This window comes from Rhodococcus sp. MSC1_016 (assembly GCF_023667485.2).
In the GTDB taxonomy this organism is placed as follows: Bacteria; Actinomycetota; Actinomycetes; order Mycobacteriales; family Mycobacteriaceae; genus Rhodococcus_F; species Rhodococcus_F oxybenzonivorans.
This window is the reverse complement of sequence record NZ_JAMOZI020000001.1, coordinates 5239710-5258022: the sequence shown is the minus strand read 5'-3', so window position 1 is coordinate 5258022 and position 18313 is coordinate 5239710. Positions and strand designations below refer to the sequence as shown.

Below are 18313 nucleotides of genomic sequence, written 5' to 3'. Positions count from 1 at the left end.
CTAATTGCTGGTGGGACGGTCGAGTTCCCAGGCGGGTCGGCCGTCGACGTATGTGATGACGACCTTGGGCGGGACGGGGGTGTCGTGAAACGCGGATTCGTTCGAGTCCATCTGGTAGCCCGCGGTGTTGTGGTACACCAGGAAATCGCCTGGGGCAGGTCGGTGCGGGAACTCGATCACTCGCCAGGTCAGCATGTCCGATTCCAGACAGGTCGCGGCCCCGACCGACGCGAAGAACGGGATGCGGTCCTCGGTAGGCGTCGTTGCGGACACCAGCTGAGGGTCCGGGAGGAATTCGGTGTCGAACCACTGTTCGGACAGGCTCAGGCTAGTGCCGTTGACGACGATCATTCCGGGATCGCGTTCCTTGACTCCCAGCACGGGGAACACGGTGATCCCGGCGCGGTCCAACAGGGCGCGACCCGGTTCGGCGAAGAATGAGATGCCGTGGTCCTGGCTGAACTGGGCCAGCGATTTTCGTCCCGGTGCGGGTTCGGTGAGGATGGCCCGCAAGGCGTGCGCTCCGGTGATCGCCGAGTGGTACGGGTAGTAACTGTCGAAGCGCTTACCGGCATGAAATGCGTGGGCCGATTCGCCCGTGAATCGCTGCCAGTCCTCCTGCGGCACATAGCTGATGGGGTACCCGCCCCCCAGGCTGATCGTTCCGGCAGCGAGCCCCTGCGCGCGGGCGGCACGGAGGCGTTCGACCAGTTGGCCGGCCTGATCGCGACGCTCGGGAATGCTGTACCCGGAGAGGTGGAAGCTGTACCCGAGCATCGTCACGTCAGCCGAGCGATCGAGTGCAAGCTGTTCGGCATACCGCAATTCGTCGTCGTTCATCCCGAATCGGCTGGTCTCCGGTTGCGGAAGAACACGGAAGAGGACCCGTACGCCCAGTCCGTCGGACAGGTCGGCGAGTGCCCGGAGCTCGCTCGGGGAATCGATGGTGACGACGGCGTCGTGCCGCACGGCCAGAGCGAGAAGTTCGGCCGGTTTGGCGGGGCCGGTGATCAACAGATCGCTGCCCCGCACTCCCGCCGAGAGGGCTTGGCGGAATTCCCCGGCGCTGGCCACATCGATACCGAAGGTGCCCGAACGTCCGGCGCGGCGGTCGGTGGTGACGAGGTCGGCGACGGCATCGGCGAAGGCGTTCGCCTTGTTGGCCTTCTTCCCGAAGTAGACGGTCCCATCTACCCCGGCCTCGTCGAAGACGGCCGCGAAGCTGCGGGCGTTGCGCGAAAACTGTGCCGGGTCGAGAAGATGCACGGGCCCGCCGCCGAATCCCCGCACGAGGGCGCTCAACAGCGACCGGTCGGCGGTGACGGTGTCGGTCCAGGGGGTGGTCAATGCGGGTAGTCGCACCGACCGCAGGATGCTTCGGGTCATGACCACAACTCCAACGGGCTGCCGAGGCCCTGCTCACGTGCCTTGTGTGCGAACAGGAGCCCGAGCGCGATGTCGGTGACCACGAGTCCGCTGTTGTAGGCGAACACCCGGTCCGACGCCGAAAGGCGGGGCAGCGCCCGGCCGGCCAGAATGTCGGGCAGTTCAGCATCCACCGAACGCAGGACCCCGTCCGGGCCGGCCATGTCGGTACCGGTGGTACGCATCTGTTCGGCGTTGGTGGCCACCACGTAATCCGCGCCCGACAGGGTCGACGGCGACAGACCGTAGCCGACGAGGATGGAGAGCGCGCCAGGGGCGAGCCAGTCGGCTTCGATCCGCGCGGGCGTCGCTTCACCGGCCACAGCGAGGATCACGTCGGCCCGGCGGGCGGATGCCTCGAGGTCGGTACTGACCGTGATCGTGCGGTCCGGGTACTGACGAGCCAATTCTTCTCGGACCGCGGCAATTCCGTCCGGATGTGTGCCGAAGAGTTCGAGGTGGGTGAACTGTGGGTGTGCGGTGAGCGCCAGTGGCAGCGCGAACCGCCCCTGCGTTCCGGAACCGACGACGAGGACGGTGGACGCGCTCGGTGCCGCGCAGGCCCGGATGATCAGCCCCGATACGGCCGGTGTGCGCAGGGCGCCGATGCGTCCGCAATCCATCAGGGCGATCGGGAGTCCGGTTGCGTCGTCGTACAGCGACAGCGTGGTGTAGTAGCGCTTACTCGTACGATCCCGGTCCGGGTCGAACTTGTACGAGGTCTTGAAAGCCACGGTGGAGCTCTGCCCGTCCCGGGCGAGCATCGAGTAGGCCACCGAGTGTTTGTCGGTGGGAGCTACGGTGAGCTTCCCGGGATTCGTCGACTCTCCAGCCGCCAGAGCGCTGTACGCCTGCTCGACCGCGGCGAGTACCTCATCGGGGGACACCTCGACCTTGTCGAGATCGCTCGCCGTCAGCGTGAGGATCGGATGGGGTGCGCTCATCGGTTCGCGCTCCTGACGGAGTAGATCGGATGAACACCCGACGGGTCGACGACGTCCTCACCGTACCCGTCCTCGAAGTCCTCGGCGGGGGGTCGATGCCGGCCCGGGACCCGCACGTTGATGCGCTTGAGCCACCGGTCCGTGCCGTCGTAGCGGGGTGTGAAGGGAACCCGCCCGTGCACGATGACGTCGTTGTCGATCATCAGTACCTCCCCGGCGTCGAGGGAGATCGTGCGGGCATGGCGTGCGAGTTCCTCGGACAGTCGGGCGTAGGCGCGCCGATACCGTATGGGAGCCATGTCGAGTGGTGTGTAAGCCGGATCGTAACGCAGGCACAGCCCGTCCTCGCCGACCCAGAGTGTCGGCAGCGCGAGAGCATTGGCTCCAGGTGTTGCCGTGGGCACGCCCGCCGCCGGGTTGGTCTCGTAGGAGGCGTCCGGGAGGATCGGGACCGTGGCGCTGGCGAGTTCGACGAACTCGGCGGGTTCGAGTTCCACTTCCCGGACCGAGGAGATGGTCGTGCCGATCCGGTCGTGATTACGCATCCCGCCGAGCAGAAGGAAGTGGCACCGTCCCGGGTGGAATGCGTCCTCGGTGTGTGGTTCGAGCAGGACGGTACTGCTCGCCCCCGTCTGTTCCGTCTCGTGTCCCGGAGACGGCACGATGTTGTTGACCAGGCGACCCTCCTGCTGGCCGGACCACCCGAAGGGGGCGCCCACGACATGCGCGAGCAGCAGCATCAGCACGTCCCACTCGGCCGTCCGGTGGGGGTCCACGTCGTTCCATCGCGCGGGGGTGGGACCGATTGCCCGATCGTCGATCTCGAACCCGGACAGCACCTGGAATCCGAGTCCGCGCGGCTCCATGGTGCACGCCTCGCGGACCTCGGCGGGCAGCGTTTTCGCGATGTCCGCTGCCTCACCGATCAGATCGGGATTGTCGACGGTGCCGTACGCCGACACCACCGCCGCGAGAAGGTCTGCAGTGGCCGCCGCTCCGGCAACCGAGATGGCACGCGTGGTCAGTGTTGATGCTGTGGGCATGGAGTATCCAACTTTCGGTCAGACGATCGAGAACCGTCGTTGCTGAGAAGAAAGTGTTGTGTGAGTGCGAGATTCGAAAAGGCTCACGGCCGGAATCGGTGTATGGGAAGGCTAACCTCATTTTAGGCCAACCGAAACCTTCTGTGCGGCAGATCACACTACTGGGCGGATCGACGTATTCCTATGTGGCAGTGTGGTTTAACGATTGATTACCTTTGGATTCGACGGGTCGGCGGAGCCGGTCGGCCGCGGCGTATGAGCCGGATTCGACTACCCGTCCGTCGTCGATCACGAGTACGTCCCGACAGTATCGGGCCGCGAGTTCCAGATCATGAGTAATCACGATCAAGCTCGTATGTCGCTCGTGCATGGTCCCGCGAAGCACATCCATGACGGACTGCGCGGTGGCGGCATCGAGCGCGGATGTCACCTCGTCACAGATCAAGACGTCGGGTTCCGCAGCCAGTGCGCGCGCGATCGAAATGCGTTGGCGCTGACCGCCGGAAAGTTCGGAAGGGTAACGAGTGGTGAATGCCCCGGTGAGCCCCACGGTGGCGAGCAACGCGGTGACCGTGCTGTCGAGGTGTGCCCTCCCGCGGACACCCCGACGCCGCAAGGGCCGGGCGAGGGTATGTCCCACGGTGTGAGCGGGATTGAGTGTCGACAGCGGGTTCTGCGGGATGAGCTGTATCCGGCCGCGCAGCGACCGTGGCCGGCGGGCGATCGGTAGTCGGAGCGGGGCATCGTGAAGCCGCATCGTTCCGGTCGCGGCCGGTTCGAGGCCGGCGAGCACCCGCGCCAAAGTCGTTTTCCCGGCCCCTGATTCGCCGAGAACTGCGGTCGCCTCACCCGGGTGGACCGAGAGATTCACGCCCGCCAGAACAGTTCTGCCACCACGGACGAGACCGAGGCCGGATGCTGACAGCACGGCGGAACCGCGTGGCGTCTCTGCCGTCGTGGCAGTGGTGTGCACCCTCGTGGTGACGGGGACGCCCAGGTGCACGGTGTGATCCGCGAGTTCGTGCAAGATCGTGGTGTCGTGACCGGACACCGCGACTGCGACACCGGTATCGGCGAGACGGCGTAGGACGTCGGCGACTCCGTGCCGCACACGCCCGTCCAATCCGGCGAACGGTTCGTCGACAAGGAGCACGTCGACACCTCGGATCAGGGCCCGGGCGAGCGCCACCCGCCGCTGCTGGCCGCCCGAGAGGGCGCCCGGACGGCGATGCAGAACCGATGCGGGTAACTGCACACGCTCCAGGACGCGGGCCGGTTCGTCGGGGTCGCGGGTGGCGGCGACTTCACGGAGCAGCGCGCTTACTCGCATGGTGGGGTTCAGGGCCGATCCGGGATCCTGTCCCACGAAGGCCAGGTGTGCCCGGCGGAGTCGGCGCAGGGGTTCGGGCTCCAACGTCAGTACGTCGTGCCCCAGAACCCGGAGACTGCCGGACTCGCGGCGGGCTCCGGGCGGAAGGTATCCGACGATTGCCTGCAGCAGTGTTGTTTTTCCCGATCCGGATTCACCGGTGATTGCGGTGACCGTGCCGGGGCGCAGGGTGATCGACCCGTCCTGCAGGAGCGGCGTCGCCGTGCCGGCGGCGGTGATGGTCAGGTGCTCGGCGACCACTGCCGGATCCGTCATACCTGCACCCCCTGCCGGCCGGTCCGGGCCGAGGCGATGGCGAGAGCGACACTGACCGCGAGCAACCCGATCGCGAGGCTGGGTGCGAGAACCGACCACGGGTTGAGCAGGGCCCCGGAGCTGTTCTCCCGGACCATCAGAGCCCAGTTGGAATCCCCGAGCGCCGTCGGCAACTGGAGGAATGCGGCAGTACTCACGAGGTACATCGCCTCCACGAAGCGGAGGCCGAGTTGGGTGGTCACCGTGGTGCGCAGGTTCGGTAGGACTTCATGGAATACGAGATACGCCAGGCGCTCGCCACTCGCGGCGGCGACTTCGATGTATCCCGACGCGGCGACACCACTGGCGGCGGCGGCGAAAACCCGCGCGGTGTAGGGGGTGCCGACGACCACGGCGATCAGTACCAGGCCGGCGGCGCCCGAACTCGGCCACGACAGCATCACCAGCAGGATCGCGAGGATCGGCGGAAGCAGCATCAGGGCGTCGGTGGACCGTTCGATGATTGCGCCGACCCGGGGCCGCAGGGCCGCCACGGTACCGATCACGGCCGCTAGTCCGGTGACGAGGACGGCGATCACCGCGGCGAGCACGAGCAGTCCCCACCCCCCGACGAGGAGGTGCGTCAAGACGTCCTGGCCGAGGTGATCAGTGCCCAGCGGCGCCGCCGCGGACGGCTCGGCGTAGGGAATGTCGACACCGGCGTCCACCGCGTGCGGTGCGAAGAAGGGGCCGAGTGCCGCCAGCGCGATGACGGCGGCAGCGGGGAGCGCGAGCAGCGCAGGACGCATCCAGGGTCGACTCATGCGCGCCCCCGGACCGACCACGCGCGCAACAGGTCGGCTGCCAGCAGTACACAGGTGATTGCGGCACCGGTCAGTGCGACCACCGAGGCGACCAGTGCCGCGTCACGGTCTGCGACGGAACCGGACAGGACGGAGCCGATGCCGGGATAGTTGAAGATCGTTTCGACCACCAGCGCGCCCCCGAGCAGCATTCCGACGGAGGTGGCCAGGGAAGTGGCGATGGTCGGAAGCGCGATCGGCAGGATATGGCGTAACAGCACGTGCCGGTGGGGCAGGCCGTCGAGGACGGCGGCGAGCACGTGCGGCGCCTGCGCGGCCTCGTGCAGGGCCGCACGCGTCACCCGAATATTCCACCCGGACTGAGGGATTGCGAGGGCGATGACGGGCAGCACCAGCATGGAGGAGTCCAGGGGGCCGCCCGCCGAATCGGTGATCGTCACGGCGGGAAACCAGCCGGTTCCCAGCGAGAAGGCAAGGACGAGCAGGGTGGCGATGACGAATTCGGGAACCGCGATCACCATCGTGGTGGCCGGTGACAGGACGCGGGCGCCGGCACTGCGCGGGCGCAACGCCCACAGAGCACCACCGAGCAGCGCCGCCATCGTGGTCAGGGCCAGTGCGAGCCCCCCGAGCAGCAACGTGCTCGGGAACTTGGACGCAAGTATCTCGGTGATCGGGGTGCCACGCACGGTGGTCCCGAGATCACCGGTGAGCAGCCCCTTGAACCAGATCAGGAATCGCACCGGCAGTGCCCGGTCGAGTCCCAGCGACTGCTCGGCAGCCGAAATCTGTTCCTCGGTGGCATCGCGGCCGAGGGCTGCGCGCGCCGCGCTGCCCGGGAGGAGATCGATGGCGACGAACACGAGGACCAGGACGAGTACCAGGATCGACACCCGTTGGGCGAGCACCACCGAGACCCGTGTCCCGAGGGTGGTGAACCGACGGGCGTCGGCCGCCACAACTGTGGCGGCCGACGCGGCCGTGGTGGTGGACTCGCTCAACTCGACAGCCAGGTCTTTTCCAGTTGTACGCGTCCGTATCCGCCGAGTTGGGGCAGGCCCTGCACCTTCGAGGAGGCGACGTCGACTCCGTCGGCCATGCCCCACACCAGGTAACCGCCTCGTGCGTATTCGATCTCCTGCAGGGTGCGACTCGCCTTGGCGTAGGTGTCGTCGTCAGGAGCCGCCAGCGCCTCGAGGTAGGCGGCGTCGAACTCGGTATCGCGGAACCCGGATTCGTTCCACTTGGTGCCCGAATACATCACCTTGCTGGCGAAGAAGATGACGGAGTCGTTGGTGCCCCAGTTCGCCGTGTACAGCGGAGCCTTCAGCCAGGTTTCGTCGTAGAACGCGTTGGCATCCTGCGTGACCACGTCGATCGTCACACCGATGTCCCGGGCCTGGGTGGCGAACAGCTTCGCGGAGTCGACCTCGCCTGCAGCTTCCTCCTTGGTGAAGAGGGTGTACGTCCGGCCGGTATCGAAGCCGGCCTCGCGGAGCAGCTGCTTCGCCTTCTCGATATCGCGGCTGCGCTGTTTCAGCGACCAGTCGTAGGTGGGATCGCCGGTGCCCAGCACGTCGTTGGCGACGGTGCCGTACCCGGACGTCACCTGCTTGACCATGGCGTCTCGGTCCACGGCGAGCCGAAGTGCCTCGCGCACCCGGGGATCGGCGAACGGACCGTCGGACGTGCGCATGACGATGGGGATCACGACGTCGTTGGGACGGCGTACCACCGTGAGGTTGTCGCGCCCGTCGGCGGTGCGGCCCGCCACGGCTCCGACGTTGGAAGCGAGGTCGATCTGCTGAGCAATCACCGCGTTGGCCATCGCCGTGGTGCTGTCGAAGCGCGTCACCTCGATGGCCTCGAGGAGCGGGGTGCCACCGTGCCAGTTCTCGTTGCGCACCAGGCGCGCGTTCCCGTCGCGGTACGACTCCAGCTTGAACGGTCCCGTACCCACCGGCGTGGTGAAGTCGGTGGTGTCCTTCTTCACGACGAACGTCATCAACCGCAGCAGGAGGGGAAGCTCGCGGTTCGGTGCGGCGGTGGTGATCACGACGGCCGAGGGGCCGTCGGAGACGATGTCCTCCACGGAGGCGACAGGAACCTTGGTCTCGCCGGCGATTTCTCGCAGGCGCCGCAGCGACCACACCGCGTCCTCGGAGGTCACCGGTGTTCCGTCGTGGAATGTCGCGCCCTCGGCGAGCGTGAACTTCCACTTGCGGAGATCCTCGAGCTGGGTCCATTCGGACGCCAGGCGCGGTGCCACGTTGGGGTTTTCGCCGGGGACGGTGAGGGCGTCGTATACCAGCGAGGTGATCAGGAAGTCGCTGTCATTGCTCAGCGTCTGATGGGGGTCGCGTTCGATCTTCGACGGCTGTCCCAGTGCGCCGACCCGCAACGTGCCACCGGAACTGGGGTTTCCGGATCCCTCCGAAGACTCGGAGGAACTACAGGCAGCAAGGGCGATCAACGCCGTCGTGCCGAGTCCGGCAGAGATGAATTGCCGACGGGAGAAAGTCACGTGTGCACACCTTCGCGTTCAACGAACACCAACAAAGCATGGAATGCATAACCTAACTTGTCGGCGCCTGTAAACAGGGCGGTGTTTCCGGCGGGATGCGCTGCCGGGGTCTCGCATGGGTGCAGTCGCGACTGTTTCGGGTGCGCCTCCCATTCCGTCGACGCAACGCGATGCCTGGCTGAGCGGGAAAAATCCCGAACGGCGTTCAAGTCGGGCGCGGAACTGGACGAGTGACAAGGTTATGGCAGCTCGGAGTTCGACTGTGATCGAACTCACAGCACCTCGACTTCGGTTGACGGAAACCGAGACTTCGGTAATCCGTACTTCGCATCACCGGGTAGCCGGCCTCGGCCTCCGGTCGCCCCGAACGTTATGTACGCGCCCGGTCACTCAGCGGGTGAGTACCTTCGGCTGCACCACGGGGGTGGTCAGTGTGCCCGAGGTAAGGAAGTCGTCGAGGTTGCGCAACGTGAGCGCCTCCATGGCGGCTCGGGTTTCGACGGTGCCGCTCGCGACGTGGGGAAGGAGGACGACGGTGTCGAGCGCCAGCAGCGCCTCGGGAGTGTGCGGCTCGTCGGTGAATACGTCGAGACCCGCCCCCGCGAGGCGTCGTTGGGTGAGCAACTCGACGAGTGCCTCTTCGTCCACGACCGTGCCGCGGGCCACGTTGATCAGATAGCCGTCGGGACCGAGCGCCTCGAGCGCGGCGCGGTCGACGAGCTTCGCGGTGCCCCGACCTCCCGCCGCTGCCACCACGAGTACGTCGACGCCGGCGGCGAGTTCCACCACCGACCCGACGTACGTGTACGCAGAGCCGGACACCTCGTGCCGGTTGTGGTACGAGATCGAGCAACCGAATCCTTCGAGTCGGGTGGCGATCGCCGAGCCGATTCTCCCGAGCCCCACGATGCCGACCCGGGTGCCGCTCACCTTGCGGGTGAGAGGGAAGTTGCCGTCCACTGGCCACCGCCCCGCCCGCACGTAGCGGTCGGCGGCCGAGAATCCGCGAAGGGTGTCGATCAGCAACCCGACCGCGGTGTCGGCAACGCAGTCGGTGAGGACGTCCGGAGTGTTGCTCACTCCGATGCCGCGTTCCGCGGCGAGCGCGACATCTGTTGTGTCGTAACCGACTCCGAAGTGCACGATCGCCCCGAGACGGGGGAGGGCGGTCATCAACGTCGCATCGACTCCGGTCCGGCCGGACGTGACCACCGCAGTGACAGACTCGGCGTGCTCGCGCAGGAAGTTCGACCGCCCCTCGCCCATGGGCAGGTCGAGTGCGTCGTACCGCTCCGTCAGCGTCGCCGCGAGGGAGGGCTTCAACGGTCCGACCATCAGTACTCGGCCGAGGTGAACACCCTGCGCCGCAATCGAATTCGGAGAAGCCTCTGCCGTCGCCATTCAGTCCTCCTCGCACGAGGTGGAGCGAGTCTCCACGCATCGGGATACTCGAACGTTAAGCCGGGTCCCAATGCCTGTCCAACACGTAAATAACATGGACCGATACCGAAACGGCATGATTGACGGGCTCTCTGACGACGGTAAGGGGGAGCGCCACCGGATATCCGCCGGTCACGGGCCTGCCCGGGGGTGATCGCAGTCTCCTCGGCGGGTGTCGTGTGACGGGGCTCACCTGGCCTTTTGGCGCAGCAACCTCGACTTACCGCTGTTGACGCTGTTCCGGGCCGCTTCTAGCGTGTGTCTACCGTCACAGACGGGCCCTCTTCATTCGCGGACAGTCGCGACACATCCTACGGAGGACACCATGAGCCCTGCACGTTCGTTGCAGCAGGGAACCCGTTACCGCGCCGCCATTGCAGCCACAGCCGCGATGACGGTGTCGGCGCTGGCCGCCGGCTGCTCGGTGGCCAATTCGAACCACAGCGATGCCGCCAGCCCCGACACGCTGCGCATCGTGCTCCCCCAGGAGCCGCCCACGCTCGAACCCTGCGACGCGTCCCTCACCTCGACCGGTGTCGTGGTGCGGTCGAACATCACCGAACCCCTGGTCGAGCGCAACGCCGACACGGGCGACCTCGAACCGAAACTCGCCGAGTCCTGGGAGCAGACGTCCGGGAACGTGTGGACGTTCCGCATCCGCCCCGGCGTGACGTTCAGTGACGGCAGCGTGTTCGACGCCGCGGACGCCGCCTTCTCGATCGACCGGGCCGTCAACTCCACCATCGGCTGCGATGTGGACGGGTACGTCTTCGGTGACGACCCGCTGGTGGTCGCGGCGGTCGACCCCGGAACGGTAACGGTGACGACGCCCACCGCCGATCCCATCCTTCCGCTGCGGATCTCGTTCGTGGAGATGGTGCCCACCACCACGGATGCGCAGGACAAGGTGCGGGAACCCATCGGAACGGGTCCATACCGGGTGGACTACTGGGACCACGGCCAGCGCCTGTCGCTGGTCCGGAACGACACCTACTGGGGTGCGATGCCCGAGTATGCGCGCGCGATCTACCAGTGGCGCACCGAGGGCAGTGTGCGCGCCGCCATGGTCACCAACGACGAGGCGGAACTCGCCACTTACCTGGGCCCGGAAGACGGGGCGGGTGACCTGGGGGTCGCGTACCCCAACAACGAGACGACGGCGCTGCGGATGCAGGCGAACGAACCGCCGCTCGACGACTACCGCATCCGTGAGGCGATCGACTACTCCGTCAACCGCAGCGGCATCGTCAAGGCGCTCTTCCAAGGGCTCGGCGATCCGGCAGCGCAGCTGGTCGGCAGCAGCATCGTCGGGTTCGATCCGGATCTGCAGCCCACACCGTACGACCCCGGCCGGGCGGCCGCCCTCGTCGCCGAGGCGAAGGCCGACGGCGTCCCGGTCGACAAGGAAATTCGGTTGATCGGCCGCACCGGTCAGTTCCCGAAGATCAACGAGACCATCGAGGTCATCCAGAACTCGCTCAGCGAGGCGGGTCTCAACGTCAAGATCGAGATGATGGATACGGCCGGGCAGATGCAGTACCAGATCCGCCCGTTTCCCGACGCCGGTCCGGTGCTGCTGATGATTCAGCACGGCAACCAGGCGGGTGACGCGCAGTTCACCGTCGACCAGTACATGCGCAGTGACGGTTACCAAAGTTATTTCGGCACAGACACATACGACGCGCGGATCGACGCGGCCGAAGCGCTCGTCGGGGACGCCCGCCAGGACGCCTTCGCGGCGGTTCTCGCGGACGAATCGACAGAGCTCCGCCAGTTCGCGTACATCGCGCACATGAATGCGGTGCTCGCCAAGTCGCCGTCCGTCCGGTACGAGCCGAACTCGGCGACGGGAGACGAGATGCGCTTGAGCGAGATGACCCGCGCCGACACAGATGCGAGCAGTTAACCCTCTCCCCAGCCACCCGGAGGAATCCTGATGTCCCGACCGATACCGTCCGAAAGGCGGTGACCCGTGTTCGCATTCCTGCGCCGACGCGTGTACACCAGTCTCGTTCCACTGCTCGTCGTGCTTTTCGGTGTGTTTCTCCTCGCCCGTCTCACCGGTGATCCGACCAACCTGTACCTGCCGGTGTCGGCCACACCCGATCAGCGGGCGGAGTTCGCCGCGGAGAACGGTCTGGACAAGCCGGTCCTGAGCCAGATGCTCGACTATCTCTCCGGGGTCGTCCATCTCGACTTCGGTGAGTCGCTGCGAACAGGGGAATCCGCCGCCGCCATGGCGCTCCGGGCCTTCCCCGCCACCCTCCAGCTCGCGTTCTTCACGATGCTGCTGGCGGTGATCGGTGCGGTCGTGATCGGGTGCTGGGCCGCGTACCGGCCCAACTCGCCGGCCGACCGGGTGTCGAGCCTGCTGTCGATGACCGCCGCCAGCATCCCCGACTTCTGGTTCGCCATCACCGGAGTGTGGATCTTCGCCGTGGTGCTCGGCGTGCTCCCCACGTCGGGAACTGGCAGTGCCCTGTCGTGGATTCTGCCGATCGCCACCCTGCTGATCCGACCGCTCGGCGTGCTCACCCAGGTGGTGCGCGGTGCGATGGTGTCCGCGCTCTCCGCACCATACGTACGTCTTGCCCGCAGCAAGGGCGCCGGCGACCTGCGGGTGGTCACCCACCATGCGCTGCGCAACGCGGCCGCACCCGCTCTCACGGTGGCCGGCGACCTCACCGTCGGCCTGGTCAACGGCGCCGTGGTGGTCGAGGCGATCTTCGGGTGGCCCGGCATCGGCAAGCTGATGATCGACGCGATTCTGCAGCGCGACTTCGCGGTGCTGCAGGCCGCGGTCCTCGTCACCGCGGTCAGCATCTTCGTGCTCAACATCCTGATCGACGCCGGGTATGCGCTTCTCGACGCGCGTGTCCGCGAGAAGTCCAAGGTCTAGGAGGCCGCCGACATGTCCATCGACAACCCTCCCCGGGTGGACGAGCCCACCGCAGTCCCGCTGCCGAGCGAACCGGTCCCGACCGCACCCGGCAGGCCGGAGAAATCCGCGGCAGGGAAGATGCCGCTGTGGCGGCTGCTGCTGCGCGACCGGATGGCCACGGTGGCCGCGGCGATCCTCGTCATCGTGTTCCTGGTGGCCGTCTTCGGTCCCTGGCTCGTCGGTGACGCGGCCACCGACCAGGACCTCGAGAAATCCACCCTCGCGCCCTTCGACGTGACCAACGGCTGGATGAACATCCTCGGCACCGATCCGCTCGGGCGCAGCATGCTCGCCCGGCTCGTCGTCGCGTGCCGCACCACTCTTCTCGTGGCACTACCCGCGGTCGCGCTGTCCTGCGTCATCGGCTCGCTGGTCGGCATGTGGGCCGGCTACCACCGCGGATGGCGTGAGACGACGGCGATGCGAGTCGCCGACGTCATCATGAGCTTCCCCTCCCTGCTGATGGCCGTGGTGGTGCTGTACGTCTTCTCACCGAGTGCGGCGAACATCGTTCTGGTGCTGGCCATTACCCGCATTCCGATCTACCTGCGCACCGCCCGCGCCGAGTCGGCCGAACTGCAGAGCCGGTTGTTCGTCGACGCCGCAAGGACTTTCGGCGCTCGCAGCGGAGCAATCATCCGGCGGCACGTGTTCCCGATCCTCCTGCCGACTCTCCTGACCGTCGCGACCCTCGACTTCTGCTACGTGATGCTCGCCGAATCGTCACTGAGCTTCCTCGGCATCGGCATCCAGCCACCGGACATCAGCTGGGGCCTCATGGTGTCGCAGGGCCGCACGTACCTGCAGACGGCGTGGTGGCTGTCGTTCTTCCCCGGACTGGCCATCGTGATTACGACGGTGTCGGCCACCGTACTGGCGGCGTGGGCGCGCATCGCCACCGACCCGGGCCAGCGCTGGCGCCTGACCGTGCCCCGCTCGCGCCGTTCGCGCCTTCTCCCCACCCGAAAGGTTGTCTCATGAGCGCACCCGCAGCAGCCGTCGAATCTCCCGAGGTCGCAGAGACCGACCGTGTGGCCCTCCAGGTCTCGGATCTGACCGTCGACCTGCGTACCCCCGCAGGGACCGTCCGGGCCGTCGACGCGGTGTCGTTCACCGCCCGCCGTGGTGAGACGCTCGCCCTGCTGGGCGAATCCGGGTGTGGCAAATCGATGACCGCCCAGGCGCTCGTCGGTCTGCTCGAGCCGATCGCGGACATCACCAGCGGTTCGGTGCGCCTCGGGGAGGTGGACCTCGTCACCGCAAACACCAAGACCCGCCGCGCCCTGGCCGCCACCGAACTCGCCATCGTCTTCCAGGACGCACTGACCGCGCTGAACCCGGTTTACACCGTCGGTAAGCAACTGGCAGAGCCGTTTCGGCTCCACCGCGGTATGACGGCCAAACAGGCCCGCCGGGAAGCGATCGCCTTGATGCGCCGGGTGGGTATCCCCGAACCCGACTCCCGCGCCGACTCGTACCCGCACCAGTTCTCCGGGGGCATGCGCCAGCGACTCTTGATCGCCATGGCCGTCGCGCTCAGCCCGTCGGTACTCCTCGCCGACGAGCCGACCACCGCGCTGGACGTCACCGTGCAGGCACAGATCATGTCCCTGCTGCGCGACCTGCGCAGCGAACACGACATGGCGGTCGTGCTCATCACCCACGACCTCGCTCTCGTCGCCGAGGAAGCCGACCGCGTCGCAATCATGTACGCCGGCAACGTAGTCGAGACCGGCCCGGTGTCCGAGGTATTCGCCCATCCGCGCCACCCGTATACCAAGGGCCTCCTCGATTCGGTCCCGGTGCGCGCGGTGCGCGGAGAAGCTCTGAAGTCCATCGGCGGCACACCGCCGGACCTGCATTCCATTCCCTCGGGCTGTGTCTACCAGGCCCGGTGCCCGCTGGCCCGCGATCTCTGCCGCACAACCCGGCCGCCGCTCGAGAAGGTCCGAGGAGCCGGTCGTCGATCCGCATGTCATTTCCCCGAGGAGGTAACCGGTGTCTGAGTCGATACTCGAGGTGCGGGGGCTGACCAAAACCTTCAAGGTCCCCGCCAACAAGGCAGGCAAAAACCAGCTACGCGCTCTCGACGGCATTCACCTCGACCTGGCTCGCGGTGAGACTCTCGGCCTGGTGGGTGAATCGGGTTGCGGCAAATCCACTCTGGCCCGCACGTTGATGATGCTCGAGCGCCCGGACTCCGGTTCGGTGACGTGGGACGGGGTCGACCCGTTCTCGCTGCGGGGCAAGGATCTACTGGCCCTGCGCCGCCGCGTGCAGATGGTGTTCCAGGATCCGTACGCCTCGCTGAACTCCCGCATGTCGGCGGGCGAGATCATCGCGGAACCGTGGCGAACCCACAAGAATCTGTACAAGTCGGGTCGGGACCGCACCGCGCGGGTGCGGGAACTGCTGCAGCTCGTCGGGCTGCGGGCGAGTGACGAGAACCGGTATCCGCAGGAGTTCTCCGGCGGGCAGCGTCAGCGGCTCGGCATCGCACGCGCCCTGGCACTGAACCCGAGCGTCGTCATCTGCGACGAACCGGTGTCGGCACTCGACCTCTCGGTGCAGGCCCAGGTGCTGAACCTGCTGGGCGATCTGCAGAAGCAGCTCGGAATCTCGTACGTGTTCATCTCCCACGACCTGTCCGTGGTCCGGCACGTCGCCGATCGGGTGGCGGTGATGTACCTGGGGCGGATCGTGGAGACGGGTGCGACGGACGCCGTGTTCGACCGGCCGGCGCACCCCTACACGGAGGCGCTGATGTCCGCGGCGCCCAAGCTGGACGCCGCCTCGCGGAAACACCGGATCATTCTCGACGGCGAGGTGCCCTCGCCCCTCGACCCGCCGTCCGGCTGCCGGTTCCGCACCCGCTGCGCCCACGCGACCGACATCTGCGCGAGCACGATCCCTCCGAAGGCCGTGGACGTGCGAGAGGCACACCACGTCGCCGAATGTCACCATCCCCGCGGTCGTGCGGAACTGGGCATGCCACTCGCGGTCGGGTGAGCGTCGCCGGCCGGGGACGGCAGCTGAGGTGATGCACGATGTGCATCGTTCGATGCTCAACAAGTCTTGGACATGTATCAATCGGGCCACTTAGAGTTTTGGTTGTGAGGCGCCTCACGGGCGGCGCTGCGCTGTGAAGGAAGGTTTTCGGAGATGAGTACAACGAGCACCACGCCGGTCGTCACCGACATGCGTGTGGTCCCGATTGCAGGTCGAGACAGTATGTTGCTGAACCTGTCCGGCGCGCATGCCCCGTACTTCACCCGCAACCTGGTGATCCTCACCGATTCCGACGGCAACGTCGGCGTGGGAGAGGTACCCGGCGGTGAACCGATCCGGCGCACGCTCGAGGACGCCCGCCCGATCGTGACGGGCCGGAGCATCGGCGAGTACAACGCCGTCCTCGCCGACATGCGCCGGACGTTCGCGGATCGGGACGCCGCCGGGCGCGGCAATCAGACCTTCGACCTGCGCGTGGCGATTCACGCCGTGACCGCGGTCGAGTCGGCCCTGCTGGATCTCCTCGGCAGGCACCTCGGTGTCCCGGTCGCGGGCCTGCTCGGTGACGGCAAGCAACGGGACCGCGTGCAGGCGCTCGGGTACCTCTTCTTCATCGGCGATCGGACGGCGACCGACCTCGACTACCTGTCCGGTGAGGGCGAGTCCGACGAGTGGCTTCGTCTGCGGCACGAGGAGGCCCTGACCCCCGATGCCATCGTCCGCCTCGCCGAGGCGGCCCATGCGCGTTACGGTTTCGAGGATTTCAAGCTGAAGGGTGGGGTGCTCGCCCCGCGCGAAGAGGCGGCGGCGGTGACCGCGCTGGCCGAACGGTTCCCGTCCGCACGCATCACGCTCGACCCCAACGGCGGCTGGTTGCTGGCGGAGGCGATCGAGACGTGCCGGGGATTGCGTGACGTCCTCGCGTACGCGGAGGATCCGGTGGGTCCCGAGGGCACTTTCTCCGGTCGCGAGGTGATGAGTGAATTCAAGCGGGCAACCGGACTGCCGACGGCGACGAACATGATCGCCACCGACTGGCGGGAGTTGGGCCACACCATCCGCTCCGGCGCCGTCGACATTCCCCTGGCCGACCCACACTTCTGGACGATGGCGGGTTCGGTTCGGGTGGCGCAACTGTGTGACGCCTGGGGGCTGACGTGGGGTTCGCATTCCAACAATCACTTCGACGTCTCCCTCGCCATGTTCACCCATGTGGCAGCGGCCGCACCCGGTGACATCACCGCCATCGACACGCACTGGATCTGGCAGGACGGGCAGCGGATCACGAAGGCGCCGTTCGCCATCGAAGACGGATACCTGACCGTGCCGACCACGCCCGGTCTCGGTGTGGAGCTCGACATGGATCGGGTGGAAGCGGCGCACGAACTCTATCTCCGTGAAGGTCTGGGCGCCCGAGATGATTCGGTGGGCATGCAGTTCCTCGTGCCGAACTGGACTTTCGACAGCAAGCGGCCCGCACTGGTACGCGGCCGGTGAAGATTGTCGTCGGCGACCGGAACCTGCTGCCACACAAGGAGCTGTTCGAATCCGGGCTGCCGTCCGGGGCTTTCGTGTCCTGGCATCAGAGGTTCGACGAACCACTGATCGTCACCGATGTGGCCGACGCCGACGTGTACGTGGGTGGCCGGTTCACCGCCGCGATGGCCGCCGCCGCACCAAAACTCCGTCTGGTCCACGTAGCGGGCGCGGGTACCGACAAGGTCGACTTCGACGCCCTCCCCGCTGACACTCTGGTGGCCAACACCTTCCATCACGAAGATTCCATCGCCGAATACATCGTGTCGGCGGCAGTTCTGCTGCGACGCGGACTGCTCGATCAGGATCGTGCGCTGCGCGGCGACCGATGGGCCAGCTCCGTGTACGACGACGCGATCCCGCAGCCGGCGTCGATGCACGACGCGCGCATCGGATTCGTCGGGTTCGGTCACATCGGCAGGCGGTCGTGGAACCTGCTTCGAGCATTCGGTTCGTCCGGCTGCGCCGTCACCGGCCGGGGACGTGTCGACGCCGGTGCGGAAGGACTCGTGTGGGCGGGTGACCACTCGTCGCTGCTGCGCCTGATGTTCGAGTCCGACATCGTGGTGGTGTCGGCGCCGCTGAACTCCGCGACCCGCGGGATGATCGGCACCGCGGAATTGGCGGCACTGGGAGCCGGTGGTTTGGTGATCAACGTCGGCCGCGGCCCGCTGATCCAAGAACAGGCGCTCTACGACGCTCTCGCGACGGGCGTCATCGCCTCGGCCGCGGTAGACGTCTGGTACGCCGACCCCGACACGAACGGTCGGGGTGCCCCGGCCGCGCACCCGTTCCGGGACCTGCGGAACCTTCTCATGACACCGCATTCCTCCGGCGTCACCCGGCACACCTTCGTCGGACGGGTCCGGGACATCACCGACAACATCCGCCGGCTAGACGCCGGGCAAACCGTTCTGCGCACCGTCCGCCCCGGTTAGAACCTCCGGGCCTGTGACTTGGCCCACGGAACAGGTAGGTTATGTGTAACCGCAAAAACTACTAA

Annotated in this window: 15 protein-coding genes; 7 read left to right on the top strand and 8 right to left on the bottom strand. The window is 66.9% G+C overall.

What is annotated here, in order from left to right; translation table 11 throughout:
- The 8 genes from L1080_RS24540 to L1080_RS24505 form a co-directional block, all read right to left on the bottom strand.
- Complete coding sequence (locus tag L1080_RS24540; RefSeq protein WP_250766070.1) at positions 1–1386, bottom strand: alanine racemase; 1386 nt, start codon at positions 1384–1386, stop codon at positions 1–3.
- On the bottom strand, positions 1383–2369 hold the full coding sequence (locus tag L1080_RS24535; RefSeq protein WP_250766067.1) for an ornithine cyclodeaminase family protein: 987 nt from the start codon (positions 2367–2369) through the stop codon (positions 1383–1385). The genes L1080_RS24540 and L1080_RS24535 overlap by 4 nt, the downstream gene beginning before the upstream one ends.
- Positions 2366–3412 carry a TauD/TfdA family dioxygenase gene (locus L1080_RS24530; RefSeq protein WP_250766063.1) on the bottom strand — a complete coding sequence of 349 codons (1047 nt, stop codon included), beginning with the start codon at positions 3410–3412 and terminating at the stop codon, positions 2366–2368. The genes L1080_RS24535 and L1080_RS24530 overlap by 4 nt, the downstream gene beginning before the upstream one ends.
- Positions 3413–3593: 181 nt before the next feature.
- Complete coding sequence (locus L1080_RS24525) at positions 3594–5057, bottom strand: ABC transporter ATP-binding protein (RefSeq protein WP_250766060.1); 1464 nt, start codon at positions 5055–5057, stop codon at positions 3594–3596.
- Positions 5054–5860, bottom strand: a complete 807-nt coding sequence (locus L1080_RS24520; RefSeq protein ID WP_250766049.1) for an ABC transporter permease — start codon at positions 5858–5860, stop codon at positions 5054–5056. Before L1080_RS24520 ends, L1080_RS24525 begins: the two co-directional genes overlap by 4 nt.
- Positions 5857–6861, bottom strand: a complete 1005-nt coding sequence (locus tag L1080_RS24515) for an ABC transporter permease (RefSeq protein ID WP_236603342.1) — start codon at positions 6859–6861, stop codon at positions 5857–5859. Before L1080_RS24515 ends, L1080_RS24520 begins: the two co-directional genes overlap by 4 nt.
- The gene (locus tag L1080_RS24510) at positions 6858–8384 is read right to left on the bottom strand and encodes an ABC transporter substrate-binding protein (protein ID WP_250766045.1); all 1527 of its coding nucleotides are present in this window, start codon (positions 8382–8384) and stop codon (positions 6858–6860) included. Before L1080_RS24510 ends, L1080_RS24515 begins: the two co-directional genes overlap by 4 nt.
- Positions 8385–8774: 390 nt before the next feature.
- Entirely contained in the window at positions 8775–9785 is a 1011-nt protein-coding gene (locus tag L1080_RS24505) for a 2-hydroxyacid dehydrogenase (RefSeq protein WP_250766042.1), read from the bottom strand.
- A 364-nt stretch (positions 9786–10149) separates the two neighbouring features.
- Here L1080_RS24505 and L1080_RS24500 point away from each other — a divergent pair, with 364 nt between their 5' ends.
- From L1080_RS24500 to L1080_RS24470, 7 genes are all read left to right on the top strand, one after another.
- The gene (locus L1080_RS24500; protein ID WP_250766040.1) at positions 10150–11730 is read left to right on the top strand and encodes an ABC transporter substrate-binding protein; all 1581 of its coding nucleotides are present in this window, start codon (positions 10150–10152) and stop codon (positions 11728–11730) included.
- Positions 11731–11796: 66 nt separating this feature from the next.
- The gene (locus tag L1080_RS24495) at positions 11797–12723 is read left to right on the top strand and encodes an ABC transporter permease (RefSeq protein ID WP_159918684.1); all 927 of its coding nucleotides are present in this window, start codon (positions 11797–11799) and stop codon (positions 12721–12723) included.
- A gap of 12 nt (positions 12724–12735) precedes the next feature.
- Complete coding sequence (locus L1080_RS24490; RefSeq protein ID WP_250766038.1) at positions 12736–13746, top strand: ABC transporter permease; 1011 nt, start codon at positions 12736–12738, stop codon at positions 13744–13746.
- On the top strand, positions 13743–14771 hold the full coding sequence (locus tag L1080_RS24485; protein ID WP_250766036.1) for an ABC transporter ATP-binding protein: 1029 nt from the start codon (positions 13743–13745) through the stop codon (positions 14769–14771). The genes L1080_RS24490 and L1080_RS24485 overlap by 4 nt, the downstream gene beginning before the upstream one ends.
- Entirely contained in the window at positions 14764–15774 is a 1011-nt protein-coding gene (locus tag L1080_RS24480; protein WP_250766033.1) for an ABC transporter ATP-binding protein, read from the top strand. The genes L1080_RS24485 and L1080_RS24480 overlap by 8 nt, the downstream gene beginning before the upstream one ends.
- A 153-nt stretch (positions 15775–15927) precedes the next feature.
- Positions 15928–17271, top strand: a complete 1344-nt coding sequence (gudD, locus tag L1080_RS24475) for a glucarate dehydratase (RefSeq protein ID WP_250766031.1) — start codon at positions 15928–15930, stop codon at positions 17269–17271.
- Entirely contained in the window at positions 17268–18248 is a 981-nt protein-coding gene (locus tag L1080_RS24470) for a 2-hydroxyacid dehydrogenase (protein WP_250766027.1), read from the top strand. Before gudD ends, L1080_RS24470 begins: the two co-directional genes overlap by 4 nt.
- Positions 18249–18313: the final 65 nt, after the last annotated feature.